General features: G+C 37.2%; 11 protein-coding genes. 5 read left to right on the top strand and 6 right to left on the bottom strand.

Annotated features, from left to right (window positions below; translation table 11 throughout):
* The first annotated feature begins 168 nt into the window (after positions 1 to 168).
* The 4 genes from ABVM52_RS08900 to ABVM52_RS08885 all read left to right on the top strand — a co-directional run bounded on the left by ABVM52_RS08900 (position 169) and on the right by ABVM52_RS08885 (position 5110).
* The gene (locus tag ABVM52_RS08900) at positions 169 to 525 is read left to right on the top strand and encodes a carboxypeptidase-like regulatory domain-containing protein (RefSeq protein ID WP_405385069.1); all 357 of its coding nucleotides are present in this window, start codon (positions 169 to 171) and stop codon (positions 523 to 525) included.
* A 240-nt stretch (positions 526 to 765) separates the two neighbouring features.
* On the top strand, positions 766 to 1968 hold the full coding sequence (locus ABVM52_RS08895; RefSeq protein ID WP_405385068.1) for a porin: 1203 nt from the start codon (positions 766 to 768) through the stop codon (positions 1966 to 1968).
* 74 nt (positions 1969 to 2042) lie between these two features.
* Positions 2043 to 4343: an inorganic phosphate transporter gene (locus ABVM52_RS08890; RefSeq protein ID WP_405385067.1), complete on the top strand. Its 2301-nt coding sequence runs from the start codon at positions 2043 to 2045 to the stop codon at positions 4341 to 4343.
* A 50-nt stretch (positions 4344 to 4393) separates the two neighbouring features.
* Positions 4394 to 5110 carry a DUF6503 family protein gene (locus ABVM52_RS08885; RefSeq protein ID WP_405385066.1) on the top strand — a complete coding sequence of 239 codons (717 nt, stop codon included), beginning with the start codon at positions 4394 to 4396 and terminating at the stop codon, positions 5108 to 5110.
* 2 nt (positions 5111 to 5112) lie between these two features.
* On the opposite strand, the gene nadD is transcribed toward ABVM52_RS08885, so the two are convergent.
* From nadD to ABVM52_RS08855, 6 genes are all read right to left on the bottom strand, one after another.
* Positions 5113 to 5697 (bottom strand): nicotinate (nicotinamide) nucleotide adenylyltransferase, encoded by a 585-nt coding sequence (nadD, locus tag ABVM52_RS08880; RefSeq protein WP_405385065.1) that lies wholly within the window; start codon positions 5695 to 5697, stop codon positions 5113 to 5115.
* A gap of 9 nt (positions 5698 to 5706) precedes the next feature.
* Positions 5707 to 6282, bottom strand: a complete 576-nt coding sequence (gmk, locus tag ABVM52_RS08875; RefSeq protein WP_405385064.1) for a guanylate kinase — start codon at positions 6280 to 6282, stop codon at positions 5707 to 5709.
* Positions 6283 to 7140: a YicC/YloC family endoribonuclease gene (locus ABVM52_RS08870; RefSeq protein ID WP_405385063.1), complete on the bottom strand. Its 858-nt coding sequence runs from the start codon at positions 7138 to 7140 to the stop codon at positions 6283 to 6285.
* Between the two features lie 125 nt (positions 7141 to 7265).
* The gene (locus ABVM52_RS08865; RefSeq protein WP_405385062.1) at positions 7266 to 8093 is read right to left on the bottom strand and encodes a DUF1080 domain-containing protein; all 828 of its coding nucleotides are present in this window, start codon (positions 8091 to 8093) and stop codon (positions 7266 to 7268) included.
* A gap of 15 nt (positions 8094 to 8108) precedes the next feature.
* A complete protein-coding gene (locus tag ABVM52_RS08860) occupies positions 8109 to 8843 on the bottom strand; it encodes a DUF1080 domain-containing protein (protein ID WP_405385061.1) in 735 nt (244 codons plus the stop codon).
* A gap of 10 nt (positions 8844 to 8853) precedes the next feature.
* Entirely contained in the window at positions 8854 to 9906 is a 1053-nt protein-coding gene (locus tag ABVM52_RS08855; RefSeq protein WP_405385060.1) for a sugar phosphate isomerase/epimerase family protein, read from the bottom strand.
* 160 nt (positions 9907 to 10066) lie between these two features.
* Between ABVM52_RS08855 and ABVM52_RS08850 the strand changes: the two genes are divergently transcribed.
* Positions 10067 to 11773, top strand: coding sequence for a GMC oxidoreductase (locus ABVM52_RS08850; RefSeq protein WP_405385059.1), 1707 nt, complete (start codon positions 10067 to 10069; stop codon positions 11771 to 11773).
* The last annotated feature ends 10 nt before the right edge of the window (positions 11774 to 11783 follow it).

Genomic DNA, 11783 nt, shown 5'->3' with positions numbered 1-11783 from the left:
TTGAAGTCTGCAAGATACATTTTTTGCTATTTCATTAATGGTAAGAAGTTCGTTAAAAGCAAATAAACAGAAGCAATATCTTAACCTTAAGAATATATATTCATAAACATGAGCTAACCTTAACTTAACGTAGCGGTAATTTCTTTGCAAAAGAAATTTTAAGTACACATGAAAAAATTAGTTTTCTTATTTGCAGTATGCATTGGTTCCATAATGTACGCTCAAGAAACAAGTGCCATACAAGGGCAAATATTGGACGCAGAGTTATTCAACGAGCCCCTATTAATGGCTACTGTAACCATAAAGAACACCAATTTAAGCACCCATACCAATTTTAGGGGAAACTTTGAGTTTGACAACCTAATACCGGGATCTTACAAGCTTTTAGTTCAATTTTTAGGATATGAACCAATGGAGTTGCCAATAACGGTTGCATCTGGCGAAGTTAAAAATGTACAAGCAAGCCTAAAGGCCAAAACCATGACCATGGCAGATTTATCCGCTCAAAAAACATCATCTAGATAACATATGAAATTTAGAAATGATTTCTAATACTATTAGTTTTTGTCGACTGGTTTTTTGAAATCATAAAGCTACCATTTGGTAGCTTTTTTTTATTCGCTTTATTTTAAAGTAAATCAACTAGTTAATCCAGTTAATAATTGAATGTATAGCAAACAGGATCAATAAAATTCCTGTTTACCTTTAATGGTAGGAACTTTAGGTTCATTTCGGTAATTTGCAGTCGACAAAAATTAATAGTTAATGAAGTATAGCCATTTATGGTTAGGCCTTTTTTTGCTGTTTTACAACGCACTTAAAGGTCAAGAATCACATGCGCCCTATTTTGGTAATGGGTTGTTCAATTTGGTAGGAAAAGATAGTTCCTATACTATGAAAGTGGGTGCCCGTATGCAAATACTAGCCACTAATACTTGGAATTCAGAAAATAACAACCTTACCGATCCCAGACAAAATTTTCTGGTTAGAAGGGCCAGACTAAAGTTTGACGGATTTGCGTATTCTCCCAAATTAAAATATAAAATAGAACTAGGGCTTTCTAATAGAGATTTGTCCGGAGCAACCCAATTTACAGGTAATGCACCACGTTATGTACTTGATGCCGTAGTTCAGTGGAACTTCTACAAAAATTTTGAACTATGGTTTGGCCAAACAAAATTACCCGGCAATATAGAACGAGTAATTTCATCAGGAAACCTTTTACAAGTAGATCGTTCATTATTGAACGCTAGGTTTACGATAGACCGTGATATGGGCTTTCAGTTAAGACACAAATTTAATTTTGGCAACAAATTTTTAGTGCGAGAAATTTTTGCCCTATCGCAAGGTGAAGGTAGAAATATTACTACAGAAAATTTAGGGGGGCTTCAATACACTACACGTTTAGAACTACTGCCATTTGGAGAATTTTTGGCGAATGGAGATTACAAAGCAAGTGACCTTAAAAGGGAACAAACCCCAAAATTAATGATAGCGGCTACCTATGACAGTAATCAAAACGCGGTAAAGACAAGAAGTAATCAAGGCACCTATCTCTTTAACGATATTGGTTTTTTTGAGACCAACATCAATACGGTTTTTATAGATGCCATGTTCAAATACAAAGGATTTTCGTTTATGGGTGAGTACGCCAATAGAGTGGCCAATGACCCTATTGCCAAGAATTCAGATGGTTCTGAAACAGGTCAAGTTGTACAAGTTGGTAACGGTCTAAATTTGCAAATCGGGTATTTATTTGATAGTAATTGGGAATTATCTGGCCGTTTTACCAGAATAGATCTAGATAAGGAAATAACAGGTCTAAATAACCAAAAACAATATACTTTAGGACTTTCAAAGTATATTGTAGGTCACAAACTAAAAGTTCAAACAGATCTTAGCTACCTTTCAGAGATAACTAGCACAGATGTATTGACTTACAGATTACAATTAGAGGTTCATTTCTAGTGAAATAATAACATTAACCTAACATTGCAGCCATTGGCGATAATGATATTTGCAAATTGATAGCGAACTGAATTATGGATAATATTTATTTTTTAATGCTTATCGCGTTAGCCGTTTTGGCCATTGCGGATCTTGTTGTTGGCGTAAGTAACGATGCGGTAAATTTCTTGAATTCCGCCATTGGCTCAAAGGCAATATCCTTTAAAACCATAATGATAGTAGCAAGTTTTGGAATTGCTGCCGGAGCATTGTTTTCAAGTGGTATGATGGAAGTGGCCAGAAAGGGAATTTTTAACCCCGGTGAATTCTATTTTGATGAAATCATGTTCATTTTCATGGCCGTAATGATAACGGATATTCTTCTACTGGATTTCTTTAATACTTTGGGTATGCCAACTTCTACAACGGTATCCATAGTTTTTGAGCTTTTGGGTGCGGCCGTAGCCATGTCTTTAATAAAAATTGGTGCAGATAACGGTAGTTTTCTTGATGTAATCAACTACATCAACAATGACAAGGCCATTCAAATCATATTTGGAATATTACTATCTGTGGTGGTCGCTTTTTCCATTGGGGCATTGGTACAGTGGGCATCTCGACTTCTTCTATCTTTTAATTTTGACAAAAAACCTACTTGGGTAGGCGCACTTTTTGGTGGTTTTGCGTTGTCCTCTATGACCTATTTCATTTTGATGAAGGGTATAGGCGGAACCGCTTTTGCAGGTGAAGCATATGATATTATTGGAGGTATTACGATTAAGGAATTTTTAGAGACCCAATTACTTAGTTTGGTAGTCGTAATCTTTCTGGTTTGGTCGTTGTTTTCTTTTATTCTAATGAAATTGGCCAAGGTGAACATTTATAAATTGATAATTGGCGTGGGAACATTTGCCCTTGCCCTTGCTTTTGCAGGAAATGATTTGGTGAATTTTATTGGTGTACCCATAGCTGCTTGGCAATCTTATGAAGCCTGGTTGGCCTCTGGCATAGAAGCATCTGAATTTAGTATGGGAATTTTGGCCAAAAAAGTCCCTACACCTACTTTATTGCTGTTTATAGCCGGTATGATCATGGTCCTGACTTTATGGTTTTCCAGCAAGGCAAAAAGCGTTGTTAAGACATCTATAGACCTATCCAGTCAAGAAGATACTAAAGAACGTTTTCAACCTAACTTCTTGTCGCGAGGTTTGGTACGGTTGGCTATTTCAGTATCTACAGTGATAGGCAACACAATTCCCAATTCTTTACAGAAAAAAATAGAAAAACAGTTTGATAAGCCTGTAATTGCATTGTCAAAAAAGAAAGTACACGAATTGCCTGCCTTTGATATGGTACGTGCCGCAGTTAACCTAATGGTTGCAGGTATTCTGATATCTATTGCCACCTCATATAAACTACCATTATCCACTACTTATGTAACCTTTATGGTTGCCATGGGCACATCATTGGCAGATAGAGCTTGGGGTGCAGAAAGTGCGGTGTATAGAGTAGCCGGTGTGCTGAATGTAATTGGCGGCTGGTTTGGTACCGCAATAATCGCCTTTATAGCATCTGGTATTATCCTGACCTTAATCAGTTTTGGAAAAGGCGCTGCACTAGCAATATTGTTGTTTGCTGCAATTCTATTATTGGCTAGAAATTACATTTCGCACAATAAGAAAGCCAAGGAGTTAAAAGCGGAAGATTCGCTAAACAGGGCAGAGAGCAGTTCTATTCAAGGTGTCATATTTGAAAGTGCAATGAATATTTCAAATGTTTTAAAAAGGACCAACAAAATTTATACGAACACTATAAGCGGGTTGGCCAAACAAGACGTAAACCAACTAAAAAAGAATAAAAAACAGGGCGAAAAACTCTCCAATGAAATTGATGATCTAAGGGATCACATATTTTATTTCATCAAGAATCTTGATGAAAATAGTGTAGGCGCCAGTAATTTTTATATAAACACCTTAGGATATCTTACAGATATAGCCCAGTCCTTGGAATATATAGGAAAGGTTAGTCATAAACATGTAAACAACAACCATAAAAAATTAAAATACAACCAGATAAAGGAATTAAAGCAGATAGATTTAAAATTGGAAGAAATTTTGAATCAGACACAAGAGGCTTTTTCCAATCAATCTTTTGAACAAATAGGTAATGTTCTAAACCAGAAACAGGAACTTTTCCAAATGGTATCTGACAAGATTCAAACACAAGTGGCCCGAACAAGGACAGAAGAATCCAGTCCTAAAAACACAACGTTGTACTTCTCCCTATTGTTGGAAACCAAGGATTTAATGACCTCCGTCATGAATCTTTTACAACAATACCATAATGAACATGACAGCTCCGTAGCACCCGCTACCATAGAATCGTCAAAAAAATAATAGTCTGCTAAGTCATTAAAATTATAAGTACCTTGTCCTTAAACTCTACTATGAAGACAAGGTACTTTTATTTAGCCATAATCCTGTTTCAATCTATTTATACCTACGGACAAAACTTAACGGGAGAACAATTACTTAATAATGCCATTGCTTTTCACGATCCACAAAACAATTGGAAAACCTTTCAAGGAAAGTTATTAATTGAAATGGAATCTCCCAAAGCAGCATTGCGCAGTACACGTATTGAGCTTGACCTCCCGGCAAACTATTTTAAATCTACCGTTAAACAGAACAACCATATTATTGAGTCTGAACTGAATAAAGAAGAATGCATTTTAAAATTGAACGGAAGTACCACTATTACGAAAAAAGTAAAGGATAGTTTAAGAATTACATGTGACCGCGCGCAATTAATGAAGAACTATTACACGTATTTATACGGATTGCCCATGAAACTAAAGGATCCTGGTACACGAATAGACCCTAAGGTTGTAAAACAAACTTTTAAAGGAAAAGAATATTTAGTTCTTAAGGTCAACTATGAAAAAGAAGTGGGGCAAGATACTTGGTATTTTTATTTTGACCCTAAAACCTACGCTATGGAAATCTATCAATTTTTTCATGATGAAAGTAAAAACGATGGAGAGTATATACTATTGACAGATTTGATAACCATTCACGGAATCCAATTTCCAAAAACTAGGGCTTGGTATTACAACAAAGACAATGCCTATCTTGCCACAGATACTTTGTTTAAAGCTCAATAAAATTAACGGTAAAAATTCATTTCATCCATATATTTCCAAACTTCCGGAGGTAGCATAGGTTTTATATTTTTACCTTCTTTATGCGCTTTTCTTATAAAGGTTGAAGAGATTTCCATAATAGGCGCATCTACCCTATGGATTTTTTCATGTTCCTTGAACTTATGTGCAATGGCTCCATTAGACACCCTAGGGTAAACATAAATATTATGGTTCTCTAAAATGGTTTCGTAATTTTTCCATTTGTGTAGCCCTTTTAGGTTATCCTCACCCATAATTAATGAAAAGGTATGTTGGGTAGGGTATTTTTCCATTAAATGCACAAGAGTATGTATGGTATAATTAGGTTGTGGTAGATCAAACTCTATTTTACTAGGTTTTAATTTTGGATAGTCTACCGTAGCTTCATAGACCATTTCATACCGGTGATGGTTATCCAAAAGTGTTTTTTTGGCTTTAAATGGACTTTGAGGGGTTACCACGAACCAAACTTCATCCAAATCTGAAAATTCCGCCATATGGTTGGCAATTACCAAATGACCTATATGTATAGGGTTGAATGTGCCAAAATATAAACCTATATTCTTCATGAAATTACCTTATTCCTCAGCAATAAAAGTGGCCACTAGATCTCTAGCCTCTTTTAGGGCCACATCCAAATCGTAATTCTTGATTATTTTATCAAATTGTGGGGCCGTTGCCAATTCTACGGATGCCTTTGCAATACGCATATTAATCTTATCCTCACTTTCAGTGCTACGTTTTTTAAGTCTGATCTTAAGTTCGTCTACACTGGGGGGTTTAACAAAGACCGCCAAGGTAATATCCGGGAACTTTTTCTTGATTCTTAGTCCGCCTACCACATCAATATCAAAAATAACGTTCTTACCCTCTGCCCACAGGCGCTCTACTTCACTTTTAAGTGTACCGTAAAAATTATCCCTGTATACTTCTTCCCACTCTAAAAAATCATCATTTTTTATGTGGTTTTTAAACTCGGAAACGGACATGAAATAATAATGCTCCTTATTCTTTTCCTTTCCTCTTCTTGGCCTTGAAGTTGCCGAGACGGAAAAAGCCAAGTTTAATTCCGGTTGAGCCAATAGGTGACGTACTATGGTCGTTTTTCCACTTCCTGAGGGTGCAGAAAAAATAATTAATTTTCCCCCTTTCATCTATAATACATTTAACATTTGTTCCTTGATTTTTTCAAGCTCATCTTTCATTTGTACTACTAACTGCTGCATAGGTGCATAATTGGCCTTGGAACCAATGGTATTGATTTCACGGCCGATCTCTTGTGAAATAAAGCCCAGCTTTTTACCATTACTATCCTTGGACCGTAATGTTTTACTAAAATAGTCAAGATGATTGGCCAGCCTTACCTTTTCTTCGGTGATATCATACTTTTCCAAATAATAGATCAGTTCTTGCTCAAACCTATTTTCATCCAGATCGGTCTTCAAGTCTTGCACGGCCTTCTCCAACCTTTCACGTATCGTTGCTTGACGTTCTGGATCAATGGCGACCACATCTGTTAACAATTGTTGCAATGCGGTTATACGGTCCATAAAATCTTTTTCCAAAACACTACCCTCTTCTGACCTAAATTTATTGATTTCTACCAAAGCCCCTTGCAACGCCTTTTTGATTTCCAGATACTCTACTTCATCAATATCTTCCTTAGCGGTCTTCATAGCGTCTGGGAACCTAAGTGCCATTTCTAATAACCTTAGATCATCACCAGTGGCAATATTTTGTAACTGGTTCATATATTGTTTAACCGCAACTTCATTTACTTGGGAAGTTGTTTCATCTCCTGTAAGTTCTACATACAGACTAAAATCTACCTTACCACGTACTAATGAATTGGCGATTATCTTTCTAAGCTCCAATTCCTTTTCCCTATAATTTGAGGGCATACGGGCGTTTAAATCAATACTCTTACTATTAAGTGATTTTATTTCTACCGTAATTTTTTTATTGGGCAATTGAATTACATGCTTACCGAAACCGGTCATGGATTGGATCATATATGCATTTTAAATTTTAACAAAGGTAAGGTAATTGTAAAATTCATATTTTAAAGTAACCAAATAATAAAAAAGGAGCAAACAAACCATAGTCGTTTACTCCTTTTAAACATTTTAAAAATGGCCTATAGTTCTCTTAACCAAATATTTCTAAAGCTAACACGACTATCATCACCATGATCCTGTAGCATTAAAGGACCTTTACCGTGCGCAGGGTTCTTGGGCCACCCAATATACTCGGTTGTACCCTTAATTTCTACATGGTCTTGCACCAATACCCCGTTATGGACAACGGTAATATCTCCTGATTTTATTTTACCTCCTTCATCATTAAATTCCGGTGCATGATAAATGATATCATAAGTGTTCCATTCCCCGGTAGGTACGGAAGCCATGGCCAATGGTACATGTTGCTTGTAGATAGAACCTACTTGACCGTTTACATAGGTAGGATTGTCATTTTGGTCCAATACTTGAACTTCATATAAACCACTAAGAAATATACCACTGTTACCCCTATTTTGACCTTCTCGTTGTACAGGTAATGGCGACTTCCATTCTATATGTAGTTGAATATCCCCAAATTCTTGTTCTGTCTGTATGTTGCCTGTTCTATCATTAACCGTCATACTACCATCATCGTTCAAATGCCACTTTGCTGCCGTGCTATCGTTGGTACTGATCCAATTTTCCAAACTAGAACCATCAAATAGTACTATGGCATCACTTGGAGGTGCTCCGTTCACACCTGGTTTTACAACGGGAACCTTAGGTTCGTAAAACTCCGTTTCCTCTGGCGTGGTAGGTTCCTCACCCGTAAATTCGTCATGGACAACGACTTGATCTTTTACATTTTCTTGTACGGTTTCCACTTCCTCTACCTGTACTTTTTCTTTGCAGGATATAACCCCTAAGGTTAAGGCCAACATTATAATTAAATAGAAATTTCTCATGATATTATGCTTAAGTTATAGTTGTTTAATTTTTATGTTTTTAAAGGATACTACATTACCATGATCTTGTAACCCTATTTTTCCCGTTTTAAATTTTCCAAAGCCATCCCAGCCAGCAAATTTAGATTTTGAGACCATAGCATCCCATTCATCATTTGCAATTGGAAAAGAAACCATTTCCGTTCCGTTCAAGGTAACACTACCCATATTTTCTTTATGATTTACCGTAAGGACCATTGTATTCCACTCGCCAATTGGCTTAGTAACATCTTTGGCCGGTGAAACCATATCGTACAAGGCACCTGCTTGATGTGTAGTACCTGCCTTGGCATCTGGATGTTTATCATTGTCCAGGATTTGTATTTCAGGGCCTGTTTGGTATCCGGTCTTGAATTTTTCATCTTCATTTACCCCCCAAAATATACCACTGTTACCACCCTCGGAAATTTTCCATTCCAAAGAAAGTATAAAATCAGTAAATTCTTCCTTAGTCACCAAATCGTGGTTTACTCTTTCCTCTTCACTGGGTGGGGTGTATACCAGAGCTTCACCCTGTATGGTCCACGCACTACTTACAGAATCATTTTGAAATTCCTTCCATTTATCCAATGAAGTGCCATCAAACAAAATTTCCCATTCATTTTTAGGCATTTCCACCTCAGTTACAGTTGCCTCAGCAGACTTCTTATTTTCCTCTTTACATGAAGCAATCAACATCACTACTGCAATACCTAATAGTATTTTTTTCATTCTTGTTTATTTATAATCCTAACATTTTTTTCAACATATCCTTATCTATTTCCGCTCCTGCAAAATCATCAAAGGTCTTCTCCGTTGCCTCAATAATATGGTCTTGTATGAATTTTGCACCTTCACGAGCCCCTTGCTCAGGACTTTTAATACAGCACTCCCATTCCATAACCGCCCATACGTCACAACCATATTGGGTCAATTTGGAGAAAATGGTTTTAAAATCAATTTGACCATCACCCAAAGAACGATATCTACCGGCTCTATCTCCCCAATCATTATAACCACCAAATGCACCTTTTTTACCTGTAGGATTAAACTCTGAATCCTTTACATGAAAAGACTTTATAAATTCATGATAGTGGTCTATATAGGTAATGTAATCTAACTGTTGTAACACAAAATGACTTGGATCGTATAGAATGTTTACTCTCTTGTGATTGTTCGTAGCTTCCAAGAAACGTTCAAAAGTATCTCCATCATGCAAATCTTCACCCGGGTGAATTTCGTAACATACATCCACACCTTCCTTATCAAAATGATTTAATATTGGCATCCATCTATTGGCAAGTTCCTCAAAACCCATTTCCACAAGACCGGCAGGACGCTGAGGCCAAGGGTGCATGGTATGCCATAATAAAGAACCTGAAAAAGTAGCATGCGCCTTTAACCCAAGTCTTCTACTTGCCGTAGCCGCTTTTTTAACGGTTTCTACGGCCCATTCTGTTCTTGCCTTAGGATTGCCATGAACATTTTCAGGGGCAAAAGAATCGAACATTAAGTCATAAGCAGGATGAACGGCTACCAATTGACCTTGTAAATGGGTAGAAAGTTCCGTAATCTCCAATCCGTAGGAATTTACCTTTCCCTTTAACTCATCACAATACGTTTGGCTTTCTGCAGCTTTGTCCAAATCGATTAAAAAACTTTCCCAAGTAGGTATCTGTATTCCTTTATATCCTAAATCCGCAGCCCATTTACACATCCCATCCAATGAATTGAATGGTGCTTTATTATCTACGAATTGAGCTAAAAATACCGCTGGACCTTTAATTGTTTTCATATAAATTTTACTATTCGGTTATTTTAATTAGTTAGTTGTACAAATACTTCAAATATGTCAATTTATCTTATATTTAAGAATTATATAACACAATTCTGAACACCTTGAAGAATTGCCATAAATATAGGGATTACCAATAGAAAAAGATAAAATTTAAAGCATGAATCAAGATGAAGTTTATGATGCAATTGTTGTAGGAACAGGAATAAGTGGTGGATGGGCCGCTAAGGAACTAACCGAAAACGGATTAAAAACATTGGTTCTGGAACGCGGTAGAATGGTAAAACATATTGAGGATTACCCCACTATGCATGATGACCCTTGGGATTACCCTTTAAAAGGCGAGCTATCCCAAGAAGAAAAGAAAAATTATCCTGTACAGTCTAGGGTAAATTGGGCCCCAAAACAAGATGTAAAGCATTTTTTCGTCAATGACCTTGACCACCCTTATGTAGAGACCAAACGTTTTGATTGGATCAGGGGATATCAAGTAGGTGGTAGATCCCTTACCTGGGGCCGTCAAAGTTACCGTTGGAGCGATATTGATTTTGAAGCGAACAAAAAGGAAAACATAGGTGTAGATTGGCCAGTTAGGTATAAAGATATTTCACCTTGGTATGATAAGGTAGAGGAATATATAGGAGTCAGTGGAGAAAATTTGGGACTTGAGGTTTTGCCCGATGGCAAATTTCAACCCGCCATGAAACTCAACTGCGTTGAAGAGGATTTTAAGAAACGCACATCAGAAAAATTTGACGATGGCCGTTTGGTAACCATTGGCCGTACTGCCCACATTACCGACCCAAATGCCACTTTTGAAGGAAGAGGCACTTGCCAAAACAGGGACCGCTGTTGGAGAGGTTGCCCTTTTGGAGGTTATTTTAGCAGTAATTCATCTACTTTACCTGCGGCGGAACGCACAGGAAATATGACCTTAAGGCCTAATTCTATCGTTTATGAAATCATATATGATGACACTACAAAAAAAGCCACCGGTGTTAAAGTCATAGATGCTGAAACCAATGAAAAATTAGAATTTAAAGCAAAAGTGATATTTCTTTGCGCCTCTGCAATGGCATCCGTAGGCATATTATTGCAATCTAAGTCCAAACGCTTCCCCAACGGTCTAGGCAATGACTCAGATGCGTTAGGGCGCGGAATAATGGATCATCATTATAAACTGGGTGCGTCCGCAAAAGTAGATGGGTATTTGGACAAATACTATAAGGGAAGGCAGCCCACAGGTTTCTATATTCCTCGTTTTGTAAACTTGAACGAGAAAACCAAAAAAGACAATTATTTGCGCGGATTTGGCTACCAAGGCAGGGCAAGTAGAGGTGATTGGAGTGAAACTATTGCAGAAATGAGTTATGGTAAAGAATTAAAAGACCATATTCTTAAACCTGGCCATTGGACTATAGGCGTAACAGGTTTTGGAGAATTTTTGCCATATGATGACAATAGGGTAACCTTAAGTGCTACTGAAAAAGATAAATGGGGTTTGCCACAGTTGGCTTTTGATGTTGAGTTCAAGGAAAATGAATATAATATGCGCGAGGACATTAAAAAAGAAATTGTAACAATGTTCAAGAGTGCAGGGTTCAAGGACATTAATGCCTATGATCAAGAAACGGGTCCTGGACTGGGTATTCATGAAATGGGTGGTGCACGTATGGGGCACTCCCCCAAAACCTCTATTGTAAACAAACACAACCAAGTGCATCTTGTCCCCAATGTCTATGTAACAGATGGGGCATTTATGTCGTCCTCCAGTTGTGTAAACCCTTCTTTAACCTATATGGCATTTACCGCCAGGGCTGCAAACCATGCAGCTGAACAATTAAAGTTGGGCAAATTCTCATCATAACAAATAAGAT

It is taken from the genome of Maribacter sp. LLG6340-A2, assembly GCF_045057105.1.
Taxonomy (GTDB): domain Bacteria; phylum Bacteroidota; class Bacteroidia; order Flavobacteriales; family Flavobacteriaceae; genus Maribacter.
The sequence above is the reverse complement of the archived record's forward strand: the minus strand, read 5'-3'. Positions and strand labels throughout refer to the sequence as shown.